The sequence below is a fragment of the Pseudomonas sp. BF-R-26 genome, assembly GCF_019947395.1.
Classification (GTDB): domain Bacteria; phylum Pseudomonadota; class Gammaproteobacteria; order Pseudomonadales; family Pseudomonadaceae; genus Aquipseudomonas; species Aquipseudomonas farris.
The window spans coordinates 47,754-70,213 of sequence record NZ_JAGYGK010000014.1 but is presented as its reverse complement, the minus strand read 5'-3'; the positions used below and the strand labels follow the sequence as shown (position 1 = coordinate 70,213).

General features: G+C 59.4%; 16 protein-coding genes and 2 tRNA genes. 4 read left to right on the top strand and 14 right to left on the bottom strand.

Features of this window, described 5'->3' with window-relative positions:
* Nucleotides 1-201: 201 nt before the first annotated feature.
* The 14 genes from KGB18_RS21175 to rnr form a co-directional block, all read right to left on the bottom strand.
* On the bottom strand, nucleotides 202-1,092 hold the full coding sequence (locus tag KGB18_RS21175; protein ID WP_223570423.1) for a transglutaminase N-terminal domain-containing protein: 891 nt from the start codon (nucleotides 1,090-1,092) through the stop codon (nucleotides 202-204).
* Nucleotides 1,092-3,578, bottom strand: coding sequence for a circularly permuted type 2 ATP-grasp protein (locus KGB18_RS21170; RefSeq protein WP_223570422.1), 2,487 nt, complete (start codon nucleotides 3,576-3,578; stop codon nucleotides 1,092-1,094). The genes KGB18_RS21175 and KGB18_RS21170 overlap by 1 nt, the downstream gene beginning before the upstream one ends.
* A gap of 88 nt (nucleotides 3,579-3,666) precedes the next feature.
* Nucleotides 3,667-6,942, bottom strand: coding sequence for a DUF2126 domain-containing protein (locus KGB18_RS21165; RefSeq protein WP_223570421.1), 3,276 nt, complete (start codon nucleotides 6,940-6,942; stop codon nucleotides 3,667-3,669).
* A gap of 175 nt (nucleotides 6,943-7,117) precedes the next feature.
* Complete coding sequence (locus tag KGB18_RS21160) at nucleotides 7,118-7,579, bottom strand: hypothetical protein (protein WP_223570420.1); 462 nt, start codon at nucleotides 7,577-7,579, stop codon at nucleotides 7,118-7,120.
* Nucleotides 7,580-8,041, bottom strand: a complete 462-nt coding sequence (locus KGB18_RS21155; RefSeq protein WP_123721488.1) for a hypothetical protein — start codon at nucleotides 8,039-8,041, stop codon at nucleotides 7,580-7,582.
* Nucleotides 8,041-8,958, bottom strand: coding sequence for an NAD synthetase (locus KGB18_RS21150; RefSeq protein ID WP_123721489.1), 918 nt, complete (start codon nucleotides 8,956-8,958; stop codon nucleotides 8,041-8,043). Before KGB18_RS21150 ends, KGB18_RS21155 begins: the two co-directional genes overlap by 1 nt.
* Nucleotides 8,959-9,171: 213 nt before the next feature.
* Nucleotides 9,172-11,475: a YgiQ family radical SAM protein gene (locus tag KGB18_RS21145; RefSeq protein WP_123721490.1), complete on the bottom strand. Its 2,304-nt coding sequence runs from the start codon at nucleotides 11,473-11,475 to the stop codon at nucleotides 9,172-9,174.
* Between the two features lie 205 nt (nucleotides 11,476-11,680).
* On the bottom strand, nucleotides 11,681-13,075 hold the full coding sequence (gene dnaB / locus KGB18_RS21140; RefSeq protein ID WP_007902695.1) for a replicative DNA helicase: 1,395 nt from the start codon (nucleotides 13,073-13,075) through the stop codon (nucleotides 11,681-11,683).
* A gap of 108 nt (nucleotides 13,076-13,183) precedes the next feature.
* Nucleotides 13,184-13,630, bottom strand: coding sequence for a 50S ribosomal protein L9 (gene rplI / locus KGB18_RS21135; protein ID WP_003197251.1), 447 nt, complete (start codon nucleotides 13,628-13,630; stop codon nucleotides 13,184-13,186).
* Nucleotides 13,631-13,649: 19 nt separating this feature from the next.
* Nucleotides 13,650-14,543, bottom strand: a complete 894-nt coding sequence (locus KGB18_RS21130; RefSeq protein WP_048396145.1) for a hypothetical protein — start codon at nucleotides 14,541-14,543, stop codon at nucleotides 13,650-13,652.
* Between the two features lie 36 nt (nucleotides 14,544-14,579).
* Nucleotides 14,580-14,810 carry a 30S ribosomal protein S18 gene (gene rpsR, locus KGB18_RS21125; protein ID WP_002551829.1) on the bottom strand — a complete coding sequence of 77 codons (231 nt, stop codon included), beginning with the start codon at nucleotides 14,808-14,810 and terminating at the stop codon, nucleotides 14,580-14,582.
* Between the two features lie 28 nt (nucleotides 14,811-14,838).
* The gene (rpsF, locus tag KGB18_RS21120) at nucleotides 14,839-15,261 is read right to left on the bottom strand and encodes a 30S ribosomal protein S6 (RefSeq protein ID WP_095052890.1); all 423 of its coding nucleotides are present in this window, start codon (nucleotides 15,259-15,261) and stop codon (nucleotides 14,839-14,841) included.
* Nucleotides 15,262-15,565: 304 nt separating this feature from the next.
* Nucleotides 15,566-16,333 (bottom strand): 23S rRNA (guanosine(2251)-2'-O)-methyltransferase RlmB, encoded by a 768-nt coding sequence (gene rlmB / locus KGB18_RS21115; RefSeq protein ID WP_123358679.1) that lies wholly within the window; start codon nucleotides 16,331-16,333, stop codon nucleotides 15,566-15,568.
* Nucleotides 16,330-18,960 (bottom strand): ribonuclease R, encoded by a 2,631-nt coding sequence (rnr, locus tag KGB18_RS21110; protein WP_123721491.1) that lies wholly within the window; start codon nucleotides 18,958-18,960, stop codon nucleotides 16,330-16,332. Before rnr ends, rlmB begins: the two co-directional genes overlap by 4 nt.
* Before the next feature lie 226 nt (nucleotides 18,961-19,186).
* Between rnr and KGB18_RS21105 the strand changes: the two genes are divergently transcribed.
* From KGB18_RS21105 to KGB18_RS21090, 4 genes are all read left to right on the top strand, one after another.
* Nucleotides 19,187-19,273 (top strand) — tRNA-Leu (locus tag KGB18_RS21105).
* 165 nt (nucleotides 19,274-19,438) lie between these two features.
* A tRNA-Leu gene (locus tag KGB18_RS21100) sits at nucleotides 19,439-19,525 on the top strand.
* A gap of 326 nt (nucleotides 19,526-19,851) precedes the next feature.
* On the top strand, nucleotides 19,852-20,862 hold the full coding sequence (locus tag KGB18_RS21095) for an extracellular solute-binding protein (RefSeq protein ID WP_223570419.1): 1,011 nt from the start codon (nucleotides 19,852-19,854) through the stop codon (nucleotides 20,860-20,862).
* On the top strand, nucleotides 20,862-22,427 hold the full coding sequence (locus KGB18_RS21090; protein WP_123721492.1) for an ABC transporter permease: 1,566 nt from the start codon (nucleotides 20,862-20,864) through the stop codon (nucleotides 22,425-22,427). Before KGB18_RS21095 ends, KGB18_RS21090 begins: the two co-directional genes overlap by 1 nt.
* The last annotated feature ends 33 nt before the right edge of the window (nucleotides 22,428-22,460 follow it).

The following is a 22,460-nucleotide window of genomic DNA, read 5'->3' as shown; positions in this document are numbered from 1 at the left end:
ATCAGGCCCACCGGATCTGTGTCCAGGGTCAGCAACGATGTTGCTGACCCTCACAGTCCAATCTGAAAATCCCCCTCCAGAACTGACTTGCACATCCCCATGTGGGAGCGAGCCTGCTCGCGATGACGGCGGCACACTTAGCAATTATTTGACTGATACACCGCTATCGCGAGCAGGCTCGCTCCCACAATTTGATCTCAGTTACTCCAATGGCATTACTGTGACCCGTACCTCGGGGTCGTGGCTGCCACCGCCCAGGATCACTCCACGCAACGGCGACACATCGGAAAAATCCCGGCCCCAGGCCAGGGTGATGTGCTCCAGCGCCGGTTGCACATTGTTGGTGGGGTCGAAATCCACCCAACCCAGCACCGGGCAAAATACCGACACCCAGGCATGAGACGCATCGGCGCCGATCAGCCGTGGCTGGCCCGGTGGTGGCTGGGTCAGCAAGTAGCCGCTGATATACCGCGCCGCTAATCCACGGGAGCGCACACAAGCAAGCATCAAGTGCGCAAAGTCCTGGCAAACGCCGCGCCGCCTCTCCAGCACTTCCACCAGCGGCGTCGCCACTTGGGTCGCTTCGGCATCGAAGGTGAACTCGCTGAAGATCTTCTCCATCAACGCCTGAACCCCCAGCAGCAATGGCCGGCCAGGAGGAAAGCAACTTTGCGAGAATTCGACGAAGCTGCGCTTCAAATGCACATAGGGCGATTCGAACCGGTAACGGCAGGCTTCCAGCAATTCAGGAGACAATGGCTGACTGCTGTAGGTCAGTGCATTGCAGGTCTCTTCCCAGGCTGGCGATTGATTGAAGTCCAACGATGGTCGAGCCAGCACTTCGACCGTCAGGCTGGCGTTGACCAGCAACTCATCGTGCGGCCGTTCGAATGCCAGCCGGGTCAGCGGATTACCAAACACGTCCAGCTCATCCCGGCGCGAGGTCGGATCGGGACTGATCTGCAATTGCTGATCGGTGCAGCGCTGCCAAACGCAGGCCCGCGGCCACAGATGCGCCAATTGCTGGGCCAGGGATACCGGGCTGTCATAGTGATAATGGGTGTCGTGGAAAATCTGGTAATGGGCATTCATCAGACGGACACCGTACGTTGGCTGACATCATCGACATGGGCGAAATGGCGCAAGGCCAGGCGATCCGATACTTGTCCGCTGGCATCGGCGATCTCCTGCAACAGATCGGCCAGCCCCTCTATGGCGGCGCGAACACTGGCCTCGCCAAACAGTGAGTTTTCCAGGCAACCCAGATCGAAGCGCGCCAGCCGCTCCACCAACTGCGGCAGACCTGTTTCGCGCGGCGCACCAAAGTCATCGTTCAAGCGCTTCAACGTGCGGGTCACCAGTTTCAACTGGAACAACACCGCGTGAGGGTTCTGCTCGTCGAGCAACAACAGGTCCAGCACCGGGATCAATTGCGCCACCGCCAGATACCGCGAGCGGTAGGTGATGCTGCTGTTGCCCAACTCCAGCAGCCACTCCAGCCCGGCCTGATCGAAAGTCCCGGCGCCACGCAGAAACGCCGCCAGGCTGCCGCTGAGAAATTGCAGCCGCTCGATCCGTCGTCCGATCATCAGGAAACGCCAGCCTTCGTCCCGGGTCATGTCGTCGAGGGCAAAACCGGACAGCGCCGCCAGCGACATCACCAATCGGTTGAGGAAATCCAGCAGCTCGCCGAAATCCGGTTCTTCGGTTTCCAGTTCCATGGCCTCGCGCTGCAATTCCACCAGCGCTTGCCAGTTCTCTCGCGAGAGCTTCCCGCGTACTTGCGACGCCGCCCACTGCAAGCGTTGCAGATTGGAGCGCAGGCTGAACGGCCAATCATCACCGAGCAGCGCAGCCAACAATCGCTCTGGCAACTCGCCCTCCTCCGGCAACAGATTCAGACGCTCACCGAGATCGACTGCCGCCTCCAGGGCTTGCGGGTCATCGCCATCGACATAGCGCGCGAGCATGATGCGCAGCAGGCGCGCGCTGTCATCGCAGCGCTCACAGTAACGGCCGAACCAGAAAAGGTTCTCGACCACCCGCGATGGCAGATACGGATCGCGTCGCACCAGATCGTGAACGCCAATATTGCGCTGGGCTTTCCATTGTTCGCCGCTGGGCGGGCGATCGCCCAACACCCAAGTGTCCTTGCTGGCGCCGCCGCGCTGCATCGACACCACTTCGGCGTCGGCTTCGGCGGCAACCCGGGTCAGCCCGCCGGGCAGTACTCGATAGCCGTCCCGACTGGCCACCGCATACACGCGCATGCCAATGGCCCGCGGTTGCAACTGACCACATTCGGCCTGCCAGATCGGCGCTTGGGACAGTTGCGCCAATTCTTGCGCAACATAGGCGTAAGGCCGTGCCTGCATGCGCTCAGCCAAGGCTTGACGCTGTTTTTCACTCAAATCACGACCAAACACCGGGGCGAAGCTCTGCGACGGAAACGCCGGTTTGATCAACAGCTCCGGCAGTTTTTCGAGGGCTTGGGCCAGCACCGGCGCTTCACCGCACCACCAAGTCGCGATAGACGGCAGGATCAGCTCTTCACCGAACAGATACTGATTAATCTTCGGCAGGAAACCCAGCAACCCTGGCGACTCCAGCACGCCGCTGCCGAGGGCATTGGCCACCAGCACCCGACCCTGACGCACAGCTTCGAGCAGCCCCGGCACGCCGAGGGCCGAGTCGGTGCGCAGCTCCAGGGGGTCGCAGAAATCATCGTCGAGCCGACGCATGATCGCGTGAACCCGACGCAGGCCGCTCAAGGTTTTCAGGTAGACCGTGGCATCCCGGACGGTCAGGTCACCGCCCTCCACCAACGGATAACCGAGCTGGCGAGCCAGATACAGGTGTTCAAAATAGCTTTCGTTGAAACGCCCGGGCGTCAGCAGCACCACCAGTGGCGCTTCGTCATCGCTCGGCGCCTGACGGGCGAGCGTTTCCTGAAGGGTGCGGAAGAACCCTGCCAGGTGCTGCACCTTCAAATCGCGGTACAGCTCGGGAAAGGCCCGGGACACGATGGTGCGGTTTTCCAGCGCGTAACCGGCACCGGATGGCGCTTGAGTCCGGTCCGCCGTCACCCACCAGCGACCGTCAGGCGTGCGCGCCAGATCCACGGCGTACAGATGCAAAAAGGCCCCGTCGGGCGGCGAAATGCCCTGACAGGGCCAGAGGAAGTTGTTGTGACCGAACACCAGCTCAGCCGGCAACAGGCCTTCGGCGATCAAGCGCTGAGGGCCGTACAAGTCCGCCAGCACAGCATTGAGCAAGCGCGCCCGTTGAGCGATCCCGGCCGATAACTGTTCCCACTCATCGGCGGCAATCACATGGGGCAGCAGGTCCAGCTCCCATGGCCGGTCAGCGCCCTTGGGGTCGGCGTAGACGTTATAGGTCACGCCGTTTTCCTGGATCTGCCGGGTCAGCAGCGCCTGACGCTGCACCAGTTGCGCTGGCGTGCTGCGTTGCAATTGATCGAACAGCCGCTGCCAGTGCGGGCGCACGGCACCGCTGTCGTCGAGCAGTTCGTGATAAGTGCCCGCGGTCAGCGGGTAGCGGTCAAGCAGGTCAGGCATGGAAAGCTCGGCAGACAGCAAAGAACGGTCAGACTAACGCAGGCTCATGACGCCCGGATATACGAAAAATCCGAGCGTCGCGTACGGTTTAGAAACGTCGCAAATCGAGAGTCATCGGTAGCTCGTCGTTAATTTCCAGATTCGGTATAGGAAGTTTCCCTGGCGAGTGTCCGAGACGGAAGAATCGCGCCATCCGCCGGCTCTCGGCTTCATTGGCGTTCACCGGCAGGCTGTCGTAATTGCGCCCGCCCGGGTGGGCGACGTGGTACTGACAACCGCCCAGCGAACGCCCCATCCAGGTGTCGAGCAAGTCGAACACCAGCGGCGCGTGGACCGGGATGGTCGGTTGCAGGCAATTAGCCGGTTGCCAGGCGCGAAAGCGTACACCGGCGACGAACTCACCAACCCGCCCCGTGGGTTGCAACGGCACCGGGATGCCGTTGCAGGTCAGAAAATAACGCTGGGGCGGCAGGCCGCTGAGCTTGACCTGCAAACGCTCCAGCGACGAATCCACGTAACGCACCGTGCCACCTGCCGCGCCCTCCTCGCCGAGCACATGCCAAGGCTCCAGCGCCTGACGCAATTCCAGTTGAATGCCGCTGACGGCGTAGTCGCCGACCTTGGGAAAACGGAATTCCAGATGCGCCGCGAACCACTCGGCCCGCACGGGGTAACCGGCGGCATTGAGGTCGACGATCACATCAGCGAAATCCTGCTCGATGAAGTGCGGCAACAGGAACCGGTCGTGCAGTTCAGTGCCCCAGCGCGCCAGTTTCGGCGGTGCATAAGGCTCGCGCCAGAACCGCGCCACCAACGCCCGCAGCAACAATTGCTGAGCCAGGCTCATGCGCGCATGGGGCGGCATTTCAAAGGCTCGCAGTTCCAGTAACCCGAGGCGCCCGGTGGCGCCGTCCGGCGAATACAGTTTGTCGATGCAAAACTCGGCGCGGTGGGTGTTGCCGGTCACGTCGATCAGCAGATTGCGCAGCAGTCGATCCACCAGCCAAGGTGGGCACTCCTCGCCCGGCTTCGGCATCTGTGCGAAGGCGATTTCCAGTTCATACAGCGAATCGTTGCGCGCTTCATCTACCCGTGGCGCCTGGGACGTCGGACCGATGAACAATCCGGAAAACAGGTAGGACAAGGATGGATGGTTATGCCAGTAACTGATCAGGCTGCGCAGCAGATCGGGACGACGCAGAAACGGTGAGTCAGCCGGGGTCGCGCCACCCAATACGAAATGGTTGCCGCCACCGGTGCCGGTGTGCCGGCCATCGATCATGAACTTCTCGGTGGTGAGTCGAGTCTGGCGCGCCTCTTCGTAAAGAAACTCGGTGCGCTCCACCAACTCATCCCAGGTGGCGGACGGCTGGACGTTAACCTCGATCACGCCAGGATCCGGAGTAATGCGGAAGTTACTCAGGCGCGGATCGCTTGGCGGTTCATAGCCTTCCAGCAACACCGGACAATGCAATTCCTCGGCGGTGGCTTCGATGGCGGCGACCAGTTCCAGATAGTCCTCGACCCGCTCCAGTGGCGGCATGAACAGGTACAACCGGCCTTCTCGCGCTTCGGCGCAGAAGGCGGTGCGGGTCAGCCAGTCGGCGGACTCGTCGATCTTTGGCACGCGTTCATCAGCAACAGCAGGCTCGCCTTGGCTCTGAAGTTGTGCAGTGTCAGGCAGTGCAGGGAAATCCTGATTCGGGTCTACAGGGTGAATGAACGGATACTCCGCTGCCTTCACCCAGGGCTGCGAACCGAGTGGCAAACGATACCCCAGCGGCGAATCCCCCGGTACCAATCGGCAATGCTCTTCCCGCAGATACCAGCGACCGCTCTGCCATTGATCGCCCTTGGCGGTGCGCGCCAGCGGCAGGACCTGACCGATCACCTTGTCCAGGCCCTGACTGAAGACTTTGCGCAGACGCGCCCGCTCCAAAGGCTCTTCCAGCCGTGAGTCTTCGGCGCTGACGTTCTGCGGCAAAGCGCCTTCGCGCCAGAGGTAATAGAAATTGTCTTCGTAGGCCGGGAACACAAAGCGTGTCGGAATTTTCAGACGTTCGGCGACACTCGCCAGAAAACGCCCAGCCAGTTCGCCATCGGCGCCGTAGTCTTCCTGCTCATCAGCGATCAGCGCGCTGTTGTGCCAGATCGGTACGCCGTCGCGGCGCCAGTAGCAGTTCAGCGACCAGCGCGGCAGTTGTTCGCCGGGATACCACTTACCCTGACCGAAATGCACCAGCCCCTTGGGCGCGTAATGCTTGCGCATGCGCTGGAACAGTTCGGCCGACAGCCGACGCTTGTCCGGCCCGAGCGCCGCAGTGTTCCACTCGGCGCCGTCCGGGTCATCGATGGAAACGAAAGTCGGCTCACCGCCCATGGTCAGGCGCACGTCACCTTCGAGCAGGTCGGCATCGATCTGCCGGCCCAATGCCTGAATCGCCAGCCATTGGTCTTCGGTGTAGGGTTTCGTGACCCGCGGCGCTTCCCAAATCCGCTCGACCGACATCTCGTGGGTGAATTCGCACTCGCACGGTTCCACCAAGCCACTGATCGGTGCCGCAGAGGACGGATCAGGACTACAGGCCAACGGAATGTGTCCTTCACCGGCAAACAGCCCTGAAGTCGCGTCCAGGCCGATCCAGCCAGCACCGGGCAAATAGACCTCGCACCAGGCGTGCAGGTCAGTGAAGTCCACTTCGGTACCCGAGGGACCGTCGAGGCTTTTGACATCGGCAGTCAACTGAATCAGGTAACCGGATACGAAACGCGCCGCCAGGCCGAGGTTGCGCAGCAATTGCACTAGCAACCACGCCGAGTCGCGGCAGGAACCAGAGGCATGCTCGAGGGTGTGTTCCGGGGTCTGTACGCCTGGCTCCATACGGATCAGGTAGCCGATGTCATCGCTGAGGCGCTGGTTGAGCGCGACCAGGAAATCCACGCTCGGTAACGGCGTGCGATCGATGCCCTCCAGATAGGCCTTGAATTTCGGCGTCAGGGGCAAAGTTTCCAGGTACGGCGCCAACTCTTTGCGCTCATCCCCCGCGTAGGCGAAAGGGATCTTTTCGGCGTAGGGCTCGAGGAAGAAGTCGAACGGATTGAACACCGCCATCTCCGCCAGCAAGTCGACCTCGATCCGCAGCTCCTCCGTTTTCTCCGGGAACACCAACCGCGCCAGGTAATTGCCCTGGGGATCCTGCTGCCAGTTGATGAAATGCTGCTCGGGCGAGACTTTCAGCGCATAGGACAGTATCCGCGTGCGACTGTGGGCAGCCGGGCGCAGGCGAACGATCTGCGGACCGAGCTCGACGGCGCGGTCGTAGCGATAATGCGTGACGTGGTGCAATGCGACATGAATCGACACGGCGTGCCTCCTGCGAGCCTGGACGTTATCGAAAGCGGCGCAAGACTTATGCCATGCAGGCAGGTCGGACCCTTTCTTCCGTTACTCAAGGCAGTAGAGCACTAAAAGCGCGCATTGCTCGCTTTCGTGCGCGAAGGAGCGCACATAAATGTGGCGGATCGGTGGTTGAGTCGACTCAACGGCGGCGGCGCGATGCCTTGAAGGCTTGCCTGATCAACTCGCGCTGACGGCGGATTTCAACCAGTTGGATGCGCATTTCGCGGTGGCGTTTGCTGTTGAGTAGCAGTAGGCCTAGCAATGGAAAGAGGATGCCTGCTGCATAAACGAATCGATTTGGCCGATAGGCAATAGTCGGCAACACACGCAACAGACAGACCACAAAAAGCCCTGCGAACACCCAAACCCAACCCGGTCTGCCGCGTACGACCATAAAGTTGCTATGGACCAGAACCCCTATGCAAATAACAGTGCATACGGCGAAGAATTTCGCTTCGTCTGCCAGTGGAGCGCTCACAAAGAAGTTATCGAGAAGAGCAAAGAGAGCAAGCAAACACGATATTTTCGCCACGAAGATCGCGGCGATAAAGGTTGGGAAGTAGCGCTTCATAAAATTGAGAAAAAACGGATAGTGTTCCACCTAGCGTCCCTTCTTGTTTTTCTGAAGCCCGACGGCAGATTTTGCTGCGATACGCTCATGACGTAATTCAAGCAACTTCTGGCGCATTTCTCGATGGCGTTTGCTATTAAGCAGTAGCAAACCCAGCATCGGAAATAACAACCCAGTCACATAGGCGACGGGATGCGGCTTATAACCATAAGTTGGGAGGACTGTGAGGAAACACACCAAATAGAATACGACGATGGCCCGCACACCCCAGGACCGCCCCCTGATCATGACAAAGTGGCTCAACGCCAAGAGCAAAGACAGCACCAACGCCACAATAAACGAATACTTGCCCCGTTCAGGATCGCCTCGAAAGTAAGTACTTGAGACTAATGAAATCGAAGCAGAAAGAGCAAAACAAGCTAGAAAAAAGGCGCAGATAAAGGTCGGAAAATAGTGAGCAAGGAAAGCGTTCAATGAATACTTGCGATCCATTACTCAACCTCCTCATACAGACCAACAGCAATTGTTCTGAGGTTCCCAGCTAAGCTACTTCCTGTTAAGCCTATGGCCGCCCCCAGAGAGTCGCGAATCTGAGTGACCGTCGCGTGATTGATTTGAGTAGCTGTATAACGCTTTGCAAGCGCCCCCGAACGCTGGCGAAGCTTCAATAGTTTATTTGTCAGGCTCGGGTCTTTTAATGTTAACAATTCTTTGGTCAACGCCTTTCTTTGCTGACGGGTCAGACCTTTAGAAAGCTCGTACCAACTCCTGCCGGTCGAGACCTTCCTGGCCTGCAAGAGCCTCAGGGTGGTTAGAGTAGACGCACCGGCTCCCAGCAATGATGCAGCATCCAGTACCGGCATTGCATAGCGATACCAGTCCTCGCTGTCCATATCATCATTGGCTGATGGGTCGTTGAGTTCGTTGTACGTCCTCGTGCCTCCAACCACACACTGCGCAGTACTCGCGGCAGCAGCTGTTGCTCCAATTGCTGTTACAACCAAGCTGGCACCTGCTGTAAACGGAACTGCAATTGTTCCACTGAAAACCACGATCCAGCCCAGAATGGCACCGGCACAAGATAATGTCGTATTGACTGCCTCCCCCACTAAACGAGATTCACGTGGGTTGTTCTTTACCTGATCAGCAAACTGCGCAGGCGCAATGTACTTCTGCGCCTCGCGCAAAATGATTCGCTTGGGCCTGATACTGCAAATCGGCTTGAACTCGCGCAGGGTCACCACGTTGAATTCGGCGTCGATGTACACCACGCCCGAGCCGACGATTCCGGGATCGGCGTCGATGGCGGCGAACAGGCGTGGCAGGTTGATCTGGCTTTCGATGCGTTGGCGGGCCATGAACTGGGAGGGGCTGTAGTCCATGCCGATGCCCGGTAAGGGGGTGCTCATGTGAATCGTCCTTGAAGATCGGGGGTTAGATCTTTATTGCCTGTGCCGCCGTCATCGCGGGCAAGCCCGGCTCCCACAGGGTTTGGCGTCGTATAGGGAAATCGGCTTTCCGGGCAGTCATGAAGTGCGCGTCACCTTAGCAAACAGGCCGCACACTCGCTAGAAAACAAAACGCCAGCACTGAGGCTGGCGTTTTGCGATATGGCGCGGAAGTTAACGCGGCACGACTGGCTTGCGGGCCGGTTTTGGCCCCTTGCCTTTGGCCGCGTCCTTGCGCTCCTTGGCCGCCTGCTGATTGCGGGCAAACGCCGCAGCCTTGGCCTGTTCACGCTTGTCCCACGGGTTGCCGCCATCGCTGGCGCGCGGTGGCAGACCAGTGTGCTGGGTCAGGATCTTGGTGGTCTTTTCCCCTGCCACTTTGTGGCTGCCGGCCGGTGTCGAGTTCTTGCGACGGGCGCTCTGGTAGCTGTCGGTCGCCGGCTGATGCAGCGGGATCAACTGGTTCTTGCCCGGCCCGATCAGGTCGGCGCGGCCCATGCGGGTCAGCGCTTCACGCAGCATCGGCCAGCCTTTCGGGTCGTGATAACGCAAGAACGCCTTGTGCAGGCGACGCTGTTCTTCGCTCTTGACGATGGTCACGGCGTCACTCTTGTAAGTGACCTTGCGCAACGGGTTCTTGCCCGAGTGGTACATCGCGGTAGCGGTAGCCATCGGCGACGGGTAGAACGCCTGCACCTGGTCGGCACGGAAACCGTTGCCCTTGAGCCACAGGGCCAGGTTCATCATGTCTTCGTCGGTGGTGCCCGGGTGAGCGGCGATGAAGTACGGAATCAGGTACTGCTCTTTCCCGGCTTCCTTGGTGTACTTCTCGAACATGCGCTTGAACTTGTCATAGCTGCCGATGCCCGGTTTCATCATCTGGTTGAGCGGACCTTCCTCGGTATGTTCCGGGGCGATCTTCAGGTAACCACCAACGTGGTGAGTCACCAGCTCCTTGACGTATTCCGGCGACTCGACCGCGAGGTCGTAACGCAGGCCGGACGCGATCAGGATCTTCTTCACACCCGGCAAGGCACGGGCGCTGCGATAGAGCTGGATCAGCGACGAGTGATCGGTGTTGAGGTTTTCACAGATGCCCGGGAACACGCAGGACGGCTTGCGGCACGCGGATTCGATGACCGGGCTCTTGCAGGCGATGCGGTACATGTTCGCGGTCGGGCCGCCGAGGTCGGAGATCACCCCGGTGAAGCCAGGCACCTTGTCGCGGATCTCTTCGATTTCGCGAATGATCGACTCTTCAGAACGGTTCTGGATGATCCGGCCTTCGTGCTCGGTGATCGAGCAGAACGTACAGCCGCCGAAGCAGCCACGCATGATGTTCACCGAGAAGCGGATCATGTCGTAGGCAGGAATCTTTTCCTTGCCGTACGCAGGGTGCGGAACCCGTGCGTAAGGCATGCCGAACACGTAGTCCATTTCTTCGGTGGTCATCGGAATCGGAGGCGGGTTGAACCAGACGTCCACTTCGCCATGCTTCTGCACCAGCGCACGGGCATTGCCCGGGTTGGTTTCCAGGTGAAGCACGCGGTTGGCGTGGGCGTAGAGCACCGAGTCGCCCCGGACTTTTTCCATCGACGGCAAACGGATGACCGTTTTCTCGCGGGTGAGGCGCGGGTTCGGCAGCAATTGCACGACCTTCGCTTCGTTCGGGTCTTCCGACGGACCTTTTTCCTGCTCGATGGCGCAGGCTTGCGTGTCCTGGGTGTTCACGTACGGGTTGATGATCTTGTCGACCTTGCCCGGACGATCAATGCGCGTGGAGTCGATCTCGAACCAGTCTTTTGGCGTGTCACGACGAATGAACGCGGTGCCGCGCACATCGGTGATGTCTTCGATCTTGTGACCGAACGACAGACGCTGGGCGACTTCGACGATCGCACGCTCGGCGTTGCCGTAGAGCAGGATGTCGGCGCAAGCGTCGATCAGGATCGAGTTACGCACCCGGTCCTGCCAATAATCGTAGTGGGCGATGCGGCGCAGGGAGGCTTCGATGCCACCGAGCACGATCGGTACATTCTTATAGGCTTCCTTGCAGCGCTGGCTGTAAACCAGGCTCGCGCGGTCCGGACGTTTGCCCGCCAGGCCACCAGGGGTGTAGGCGTCATCGGAACGGATTTTCTTGTCGGCGGTGTAGCGGTTGATCATCGAGTCCATGTTGCCGGCCGCGACGCCGAAAAACAGGTTCGGCTCGCCGAGCTTCATGAAGTCGTCTTTGGACTGCCAGTTCGGCTGCGCAATGATCCCGACGCGGAAGCCCTGGGCCTCCAGCAGTCGGCCGATGATCGCCATGCCGAACGACGGGTGGTCGACGTAGGCATCACCGGTGACGATGATGATGTCGCAGGAATCCCAGCCAAGCTGATCCATCTCCTCCCTGCTCATCGGCAGGAATGGCGCTGGCCCGAAACATTCGGCCCAGTACTTGGGATAGTCAAATAACGGCTTGGCTGCTTGCATGTCGATAACCGGTGTTGGCTTTCATTGAATTTCGCGGGCGCGGAATATAGCACAAAATTTGATCAATTCCGACGGCTATGGTCGGAAATTGCGGCGACCCCATCGCGGGCAAGTCGAATCGTCGCACCGCCGCTCCCACAGGTTCGGTGTGATCCCTGTGGGAGCGGGCTTGCCCGCGATGGGGCCCTCTCAGGCGCGACACAACTTACTCGTCGTCGAAGTTGTAGCTGCCCGGCGCCAGATTTTCGAAGCGGGTGTACTTACCGATGAACGCCAGTCGTGACGTGCCGATCGGGCCGTTCCGCTGCTTACCGATGATGATCTCGGCGATGCCTTTATGCTCGGTTTCCGGGTGGTACACCTCATCCCGGTACACGAACATGATCACGTCAGCATCCTGCTCGATCGCTCCGGATTCCCGCAAGTCGGAGTTGATCGGGCGTTTGTTCGGTCGTTGCTCCAGGGAGCGGTTGAGCTGGGACAGCGCCACCACCGGGCAGTTGAATTCCTTGGCCAGGGCCTTCAAGGAACGGGAGATCTCGGAAATCTCGTTGGTCCGGTTGTCGCCGCCGGAACCTGGGATCTGCATCAACTGCAGGTAGTCGATCATGATCAGGGCAATGTCGCCGTGTTCACGCACCAGACGCCGGGTCCGCGCACGCATCTCCGACGGGCTGATACCGGCCGTGTCGTCGATGAACAGCTTGCGATCGTTCAGCAGGTTAACCGCCGAGGTCAGGCGTGGCCAATCGTCGTCGTCCAGGCGACCGGCCCGGACCTTGGTCTGGTCGATACGCCCAAGGGACGAAAGCATACGCATGATCAGCGATTCGCCTGGCATCTCCAGCGAGTAAACCAGTACGCACTTGTCGCTGCGCAACACGGCGTTTTCCACCAGGTTCATCGCGAAGGTGGTTTTACCCATGGACGGACGGCCGGCGACGATGATCAGGTCGGAAGGCTGCAAGCCGCTGGTCTTCTCGTCGAGGTCGGTGTAACCGGTGGACAGGCCGGTGATGGCGTTGTCGGTGTTGAACAAGGTATCGATACGGTCGATAGCCTTGGTCAGCAGGTCATTCACGCTCACCGGGCCGCCGGTTTTTGGCCGGGCCTCGGCGATCTGGAAGATCTGCCGCTCAGCTTCGTCGAGAATCTCTTCAGCCGTGCGGCCTTCCGGGTTGAAAGCACTGTCAGCAATTTCGGTGGCGATGCCGATCAACTGCCGCAACGTCGCCCGTGCACGAACGATTTGCGCATAGGCCTTGATGTTGGCGACGGACGGCGTGTTTTTCGCCAGCTCACCCAGGTAACCGAGGCCACCGACTTGCGAGGTCTGACCTTCCTTGTCCAATTGCTCGGCAAGGGTCACGACGTCGATCGGGGAGTTCTGATCGGCCAGTTTGGCGATCGCACGGAAGATCAAACGGTGGTCATGACGATAGAAATCGCCGTCCGAGACCTGATCGAGCACACGTTCCCAGGCATTGTTGTCCAGCATCAGACCACCGAGCACGGCCTGTTCGGCCTCGATGGAATGCGGCGGCACCTTCAGGGCAGCGGTTTGCAGATCGTATTGCTCGGGAGCGGAGATATCGTTCATGGCCACTTGGAATTGGGAGTTTCAGAAAGACAAAGGGCACGACCTGTAAACAGGATCGTGCCCGATGTTACCGGCAAGCACCCGAGGGTGCCAGCCGACAAGTGCTGCTTAAGCTGCTACCACGACAACGCGTACGGTGGCTTCAACTTCGGCGTGCAGGTGCACGGCTACGTCGAATTCGCCTACGTTGCGGATGGTGCCGTTCGGCAGACGAACTTCGCTTTTTGCAACTTCAACGCCAGAGGCGGTCAGTGCATCAGCGATGTCGTGGGTGCCGATCGAACCGAACAGCTTGCCTTCGTCACCAGCGGTGGCAGTGATAGTCACTTCCAGCTCAGCCAGTTGGGCGGCACGGCTTTCAGCCGAAGTTTTACGGTCTGCTGCGGCTTTTTCCAGCTCAGCGCGACGCTCTTCGAACGCAGCCAGGTTGGCAGCGGTCGCAGCGGTAGCTTTGCCGTAAGGCAGCAGGTAGTTACGACCGTAACCAGCCTTAACGTTCACTTTGTCACCCAGGTTGCCCAGGTTGGTGACTTTTTCCAGAAGGATCAGTTGCATGTGAAAATCCTCTTAACTTTTAACCTTCACCGTTCGCGTTATCGGCATCTTTCGGTGCCGAACGACCGCGAAAATCAATCAGGCTGTCGACGATGGCCAAGACCACCAGCAACGGATAGATCAGCTGCATGAACAGCAACAGCGTGACGTACAACCCCACCAGCCAGAATTTGGCCAGTCGCTTTTGCGCCACCAGCCCGTGAATCAGGGCCAGCCCGGCGAACACCAGCGGTACGCTGCACAACGGTGTCAACATGGCCATCTGCGAGCCTAAGTTAGGCCCCAGAAGCATCAACACCAGCAGCAACATCGCCGGTAAAAGCGGGATTCGGATGGCGCGAAACTCGCGACCAAAACCACCCGGGTTGTACAACAACGCCTGCCAGTAGCGCCCGACAATCAGGCTCAGCACACTGACGATTTGCAACAAGGCCGCAATCAGGCCGGTCAGGACCGGTGCAATCAGGGACGCGAAACGCGCTTGCTCGTCTACCGACAATTGCTGGTAGACATCACCGAGTAGCGACGGCATGACTTTTATCAAAGCCTGCGCCAGCATCTCGATCTGGGGCGCAAAAGCCGCCCCCAGCACCACTGAAAACACCAATCCCATCGCTATGCTGACCAGCAGCACGCGGTTCCAGGACTCGCTTGCGCGCAAAACCAACGCAAGGCTCGAAGACCCCAGCAGCACCAGAAGTGCCCGTGGGTCGTCGGAGTAAAGCCACCAGATCAACGCCGGTAGCAGTCCCAGAGCAAGAACGCCCAAGGCGTCCCTCAATCCGCGCCGCAGGAGCACAAGGCACCCAGCGGCAGCACCCAACCAATACAACAACGGCAATGTTGCGCATCCGGCCACTACCAGAGTGGCCTGCATACGGCCGCGCATGATGAACTCAGCTAAGGCGCGCATGCATTCAATCCTTTGCTACGTGTCGACTGCCCGGTCTCAGCGGCCGTGGCTGTCGGTGTAGGCCAGCAGGGCCAGGAAGCGGGCGCGCTTGATAGCGGTGGCCAGCTGACGCTGATAACGAGCTTTGGTACCGGTGATGCGGCTTGGAACGATTTTGCCGGTCTCGGATACGTAAGCTTTCAGAGTGTTGAGATCTTTGTAATCGATCTCTTTCACGTCTTCAGCGGTGAAGCGGCAGAATTTACGACGACGGAAGAAACGTGCCATGTAATAGGCTCCTCAAAAGGTCCGTGGATTACTCGTCAGCGTTATCGCTGGCGTCGCTGTCATCACCATCAACGCTATCAGCGTCGGAGTGCTCAGGACGGTCGCGACGCTCACGGCGCTCACTGCGGTTTTCTTCAGCCTTGAGCATCTCGGATTGGCCGGTAACGGCTTCTTCGCGACGGATGACCAGGTTACGGATCACTGCATCGTTGTAGCGGAAGTTGTCTTCCAGCTCGGCCAGGGCCTTGCCAGTGCACTCAACGTTCAGCATCACGTAGTGAGCCTTGTGAACATTGTTGATTGCGTAGGCCAGTTGACGACGGCCCCAATCTTCCAGACGGTGGATTTTGCCGCCGTCTTCTTCGATCAGCTTGGTGTAACGCTCAACCATGCCGCCGACTTGCTCGCTTTGATCCGGGTGGACCAAAAAGATGATTTCGTAATGACGCATGAATGCTCCTTACGGGTTGTAGCCTGCCGCTCAAAAGCGGTCAGACAAGGAGTGAATGACACTAATGGACTTGCTTGCGATAGACACATGCGTGCCTGCCGTCACAGCAAGGGGCGCAATTGTAGAGAAGGGACAGAAGAGGCGCAAGGCAATTGGTGATTATTTGAACAACCCCAATCTTCGCCCAGACACAAAGCCACTGTGGGAGCGAGCCTGCTCGCGATGGGGTGCACCATTCAACATTTATGCTGAATGTAACTCCGCTATCGCGAGCAGGCTCGCTCCCACAGGGATTACAACCGGATCAGGACTTCTTGGCGGTCCCGGCAGCTTTGACACCGCGCTGGCGCAAGGCCTCGAACAGGCAAACGCCTGTCGCTACCGAAACGTTGAGACTGCTGACACTGCCCGCCATTGGCAGACGCACCAGGTAGTCGCAAAGATCGCGAGTCAGGCGGCGCATTCCGCTGCCTTCCGCGCCCATGATCAGGATGGTCGGGCCGGTCAGGTCTTGCTGATACAGCTCCTGTTCAGCCTCGCCCGCCGTACCGACGACCCACAAGCCACGCTGCTTGAGTTTTTCCAGGGTGCGCGCCAGGTTGGTCACCGCCACCAACGGAATCACTTCCGCCGCGCCGCAGGCGACTTTACGCACCGTCGGGGTCAGGGTGGCTGACTTGTCCTTTGGCACGATCACCGCCAGCGCACCGGCCGCATCGGCCGAACGCAGGCAAGCGCCGAGGTTGTGCGGATCGGTCACGCCGTCGAGCACCAGCAACAGCGGCGCGCCTTCGGTACGATCGAGCAATTCGTCGAGCATCGCTTCGCCCCAGACCTGACTCGGACTAACGTCCGCGACCACGCCCTGGTGCACACCTTCTACCCACGCATCCAGCTCACGACGCTCAGCCTGACCGACCGCTACGCGATTTTCGGCAGCGAGTGCGATCAGCGTCTGCACCCGCGGATCACTGCGGCCTTCAGCCAGCCAGATCTGCTTGACGCGTTTTGGGTGGTGACGCAGCAACGCTTCTACAGCGTGCACGCCATAGATCTTTTCCAACTGACTCATGACTTGGCCTTAGGTTTACGCGCCCCGCCGCTTCTGGCGGCTGGAGCGGAACCCGCTTTTGGCGGGCCTTTACGGTGCTTGCTCGGTTTTGCTGGCTTGCCGCCGGAGGCCTTCTCAGGCGCCGACCGCCCGGTCTTTCCCCCAGACGCCGCTTTACCGCCGCTTTTCGCTTCAGACAGCAACGCCTGTTTCAGTTCACGACTTTTGCGCAACTCGGCATTTTTTGCCGCGGCATCGCTCGGGCGATAGGCTTCGACAGCCTTTTCCTTGGCAGGACGACGGCCGGTTTTCGCCGGCGCCGGTTCTGCGACGGATTTGGCAGCAGGCGCAGTAGTTTCAGCCCCACGCTTCTTGCGGCCGATCGGCGCGCTGATGGTTTTTTCAGCCATCTCAAAGTCGATCTTGCGCTCGTCGAGGTCGACGCGCATGACGCGCACTTCAACCGTGTCGCCAAGGCGGAAGCTGCGACCGGTACGCTCACCGGCGAGGCGGTGGTGTACAGGATCGAAGTGGTAGTAATCACCCGGCAGCGCGGTGACGTGCACCAGGCCTTCGACGTAAATGTCGGTCAGTTCGACGAACAGCCCGAAACCGGTCACGGCGGTGATCACACCCGGGAACGATTCGCCCACGCGGTCTTTCATGAACTCGCACTTGAGCCAGTTCACTACGTCGCGGGTCGCTTCGTCGGCACGGCGCTCGCTCATCGAGCACTGCTCGCCGAGCTGCTCCAGGATCGCTTCGTCGTACGGATAGATGCGCGCTTTCGGAATGATCATCGCGCCGGCACGGCGAACGTGCGGGGTGTCCATTTTCGAATGGATGACGCTGCGAATCGCCCGGTGCGTGAGCAAGTCCGGGTAGCGGCGAATCGGCGAAGTGAAGTGGGTATAGGCTTCGTAATTCAGGCCGAAGTGGCCCTGGTTATCAGCGCTGTACACCGCTTGGCTCAACGAACGCAGCATGACGGTCTGGATCAGGTGGAAATCCGGACGGTCCTTGATGCTGGCCAGCAAAGCCTGGTAATCCTTCGGCGACGGACCATCCTTGCCTTTGTGCAGGGACAGGCCGAGCTCGCCAAGGAAGGCGCGCAGTTTTTCCAGACGCTCCGGTGGCGGGCCGTCATGGACACGATACAACGCTGGGATTTCGTGCTTTTTCAGGAATTCGGCAGTGGCCACGTTGGCCGCCAGCATGCATTCCTCGATCAGCTTGTGGGCGTCGTTGCGAACGGTCGGGCGGATTTCGGCAATCTTGCGCTCGGAACCGAAGATGATCCGGGTTTCCTGCGTTTCGAAATCGATCGCGCCGCGCACGTGACGGGCCGCCAGCAGAACCTTGTACAGCGCGTACAGCTGCTTGAGGTGCGGCAGGACGTCGGTGTATTCACCACGAAGCTGACGCGCTTCGGTAGCTTTCGGCGTCTCCAGCATGGCGCTGACCTTGTTATAGGTCAGGCGGGCATGGGAGTGGATCACCGCTTCGTAGAAGCAGTAGTCGGTCATCTCGCCGGATTTGGAGATGGTCATCTCGCAGACCATGGCCAGGCGATCGACGTGCGGGTTCAGCGAGCACAGACCGTTGGACAGCTGCTCAGGCAGCATCGGCACGACGCGCTCGGGGAAGTACACCGAGTTGCCACGAACCTGGGATTCGTTATCCAGTGCCGAACCGATTTTCACGTAGCTGGAAACGTCGGCAATCGCCACGTACAACTTCCAGCCACCGGAGAACAGGCGCAGCTTGCCCGGTTTGGCTTCGCAGTAGACCGCGTCATCGAAGTCGCGCGCATCTTCACCGTCGATGGTCACGAACGGCAGATGGCGCAGGTCGATGCGCTTCTCTTTGTCTTTCTCTTCGACTTCCGGCTTGAGCTTGGCGGCTTCTTTGAGCACCGCTTCAGGCCAGACATGAGGAATATCGTAGGTGCGCAGGGCGACATCGATTTCCATGCCCGGCGCCATGTAGTTACCCACGACTTCGACCACGTCGCCTTGCGGCTGGAAGCGTGGCGTCGGCCAGTGGGTGATCTTCACTTCGACGAACTGACCGATCTGGGCGTTGGCGTTGCGGCCCGGCGTCACCAGCACTTCTTGCTGGATCTTCGGATTGTCCGCGACGACAAAACCGATACCGCCCTCTTCGAAGTAACGACCGACGATAGTCTCGTGGGCACGGGACACCACTTCAACGATCATGCCTTCGCGGCGACCGCGACGGTCGAGGCCGGAAACACGGGCCAGGGCACGGTCGCCATCGAACACCAGGCGCATTTGCCCCGGGCTCATGAACAGGTCGTCACTGCCGTCGTCCGGGACCAGGAAGCCGAAGCCGTCACGGTGACCGCTGATGCGGCCCAGGATCAGGTCGAGCTTGTCCACCGGCGCATAAGTGCCGCGACGGGTATAGATGAGTTGAGCGTCGCGCTCCATGGCGCGCAGGCGGCGACGCAGGGCTTCGATCTGGTCTTCTGTGGTCAGACCAAACTCTTCGACCAGCTGCTCGCGGTTAGCAGGCGAACCTCGATCAGCAAGGTGCTGAAGGATCAGTTCGCGGCTAGGAATAGGGTTTTCATATTTTTCCGCTTCACGAGCGGCCTCGGGATCGAGGGACTGCCAATCGGCCATTAGAGAGTTTTCACCTTGTCTATATGCGGGTTAGTTTGGCATAGGCGTAATGAAACGGGAAATTTCAGGCTATGACAGCCCATCTAAAGCCCTTTATCGACATCGCAAAGCTGATTTGAATACCACTGGAGAAATTTTCCAGGTTTTTTCTATTCCGGGGGTTTACAGTTAAAAAGACGCTCCGTATAGTGCGCGCCATCGACGACGCACACGCGCTGCCGATACTGCCCAGATGGTGAAATTGGTAGACACGCCAGCTTCAGGTGCTGGTGACCGCAAGGTCGTGGAAGTTCGAGTCTTCTTCTGGGCACCAATTTCGAGCTTGAGATTAGAACAATTTCAAGGCTCACACAAAAACCCGCGAAAGCGGGTTTTTGCATTTTAAGCTTCCGGTTTATTAAAACTAAATCAGGGGTTTACAGATCAAAATGCTCTCCGTATAGTGCGCCACATCAACAGCGGCAACGCTGAAGATTATGCCCAGATGGTGAAATTGGTAGACACGCCAGCTTCAGGTGCTGGTGACCGCAAGGTCGTGGAAGTTCGAGTCTTCTTCTGGGCACCAATTCAAATTCAAGGTCACGATCTTGAATTTCACAGAAACCCGCGAAAGCGGGTTTTTGCGTTTCTGGCTTTCGAAAACCCCCACGAACATGTCAGTACGGCCTCTGTAGGAGCTGCCGAAGGCTGCGATCTTTTGATCTTCAGCGATTCAGCTGCGCCAACAATCAAGATCAAAAGATCGCAGCCTTCGGCAGCTCCTACGGGAGATCATTAAGCCTGCCCACCCCCTCTAGCAAACACTCCTCAGACCCGCAAGACGCACATGAGAAACAATATCGTTTATCATTGTTACAAGTTTTTGCAATGCGACAGTGAGGAACCCTGCGAATGATGTTTCGAAATACCCTGCGCCGCGGCCTGACCATTACCCTGCTCGGCCTGACACTCGCCACTCCCCTCACCCAAGCCGCCGATCCGGTTTCCCTGACACTCTACAACGGCCAACACAAGGAAGTCGGCGACGCCGTCGCCAAAGCCTTCGAAGCCAAGACCGGGACTCACGTCAATGTGCGCAAGGGCAGCAGCAACCAGCTCGCCAGCCAGATCGCCGAAGAAGGCGATCGCTCCCCCGCCGACGTGATCTACACCGAAGAATCCCCACCACTGAACAAACTCGGCGAACAAGGCCTGCTGGCGAAAACCGACGCTACTACCCTCGCCGTTCTGCCCAAGGACTACGTTGCCGGCAACGGCACCTGGATCGGTATCACTGCGCGAGTCCGCGTGGTTGCGTTCAATCCCAAGTTGATCGATGAAAAAGACCTGCCCAAGTCAGTAATGGAGTTCTCTGATCCGAAATGGCAAGGCAAGGTCGGCTTCGTGCCCACCAGCGGCGCATTCCAGGAACAGGCTGTAGCAATCATCAAAGTGCACGGCATGGATGCGGCCGAAGAATGGCTGACCGGCCTGCGCGCTTTCGGCAAGACCTACAGCAACAACATGGTCGCGCTGAAGGCTGTGGAAAACGGCGAAGTCGCCACCGTACTGGTGAACAATTACTACTGGTTCGCCTTGCAGCGTGAAAAAGGCCAGCTCGATTCGAAACTGCATTACTTCACCGGCGGCGACGTCGGCGGGTTGATCACCGTTTCCAGCGCTGCGGTACTGAAATCCAGCAAACATCCAAAAGAGGCCCAGCAATTCCTCGCCTACATGGCCAGCGAAGAAGGTCAGCGCGTGATCACCCAGACCACCGCCGAATACCCGCTGCACAAAGGCATGGAATCGGATCGTGGCCTCAAGCCGTTCAACGAACTGCAAGCGCCGAAAGTCACGCCAGCCGATCTCGGCAACGCCGAAGAAGCCCTGGACCTGGAACGTGACGTTGGCTTGAACTGATGAGCGCATCGTTATCTGCCCCCGCCTTGCGCGGGGGCTACGTGCCACGGCGCAAGCGGCCGTCGATCTGGTTGTTGTTGCCGGTTTTGCTGTTGGTGGTGCTCAGTCTATTGCCACTGGCTTATGTCGGCCTCAAGACGTGGCAAGCCGGCTGGGCCGAGGCGCTGCATCTGTTGTGGCGGCCCTACGTGTTTGGCCTGCTGCGCAATACGCTGGCGCTGATGATCGGCGTCACGCTGGCCTGCGGCGTGATTGGCTTGTCGCTCGCCTGGTTGTTGGAACGCAGTAATCTGCCGGGGCGACGGCTGTGGGGCGTGATCCTGTGTCTGCCGTTCGCGGTGCCAGCGTTTGTCAGCAGCTTCACCTGGGTCTCCCTGAGCGCTCACTTCGAAGGGCTAGGCGGCGCGATCCTGGTGATGACCCTGTCCAAATACCCGCTGATTTTTCTGCCAGTGGCGGCAACCCTGCGCAATCTCGATCCGTCCCTGGAGGAGTCCGCACGAACCCTGGGGCAGAATCGCTGGGGCGTGTTCTTTAAAATCACCCTGCCTTTGCTCTGGCCGTCACTGCTGGCCGGTTCGCTGCTGATTGCGCTGCACATGCTGGTGGAGTTCGGCGCGCTATCGATCATCGGCCTGCAGACATTCACGACAGCGATCTACCAACAGTTCGAGCTGGAGTTCAGCAACGCTAACGCAGCGATGCTTTCGGCGGTGCTGCTGGTGCTGTGTCTGGTGCTGCTATGGCTGGAGCTACGCGTGCGCGGCAAGGGCCGACATGTGCGCACCGGTCAGGGCGCGGCGCGACATGCGCAGCAGGTTCACCTAGGACATTGGTCTGGTGCCGGACAACTTTATTGCCTGGCACTGGCAATCATCGGCAGCGGTATTCCGTTGGGGATGCTTGCGTATTGGCTGGCGGTTGGCTCATCGGCAGCATTCCCGGTGGCGGCTATCAGCGAGGCGCTGTTGTCTTCCTTGGCGCTGTCGCTTGGTGGCGCGGCGCTGTGCCTGGTGCTGGCGGTGCCGGTGGGGCTGCTGGTAGTGCGTCATAAAGGCCGACTGGCAATCTGGGCCGAGCGCCTGCCGTATCTGCTGCATGCACTGCCGGGATTGGTGATTGCGCTGACCCTGGTGTATTTCGCCCTGCATTATGTGCCGGTGCTGTACCAGACCTCGGCGCTGCTGCTGATTGCTTATGCGCTGTTGTTTCTGCCGCTGGCTCAAGCGCCGATTCGCACCGCGCTGAACAAGGCAGCGCCGCAACTGGAAGAGGCCGCACGCACGCTGGGAGCGTCGTCCTTCAGCGCGTTTTGTCGGGTGACGTTGCCGATAATCTTCCCTGCCTTGGGGGCAGCGTTTGCATTGGTGTTTCTGGATGCGATGAAGGAACTGACGGCAACGCTGCTGCTGAGTCCGACCGGGCTCAATACGCTGGCGACGGAAGTCTGGGCGCATACCGCAAATGTGGAGTTTGCGGCGGCGGCGCCTTATGCGGCATTGTTGATTGTGGTGTCGGGGCTGCCGGTCTATCTCCTAACGACTCGGATGTATTTGAGCCGCTGAGATCGCTATCGCGGGCAAGCCCGCTCCCACAGT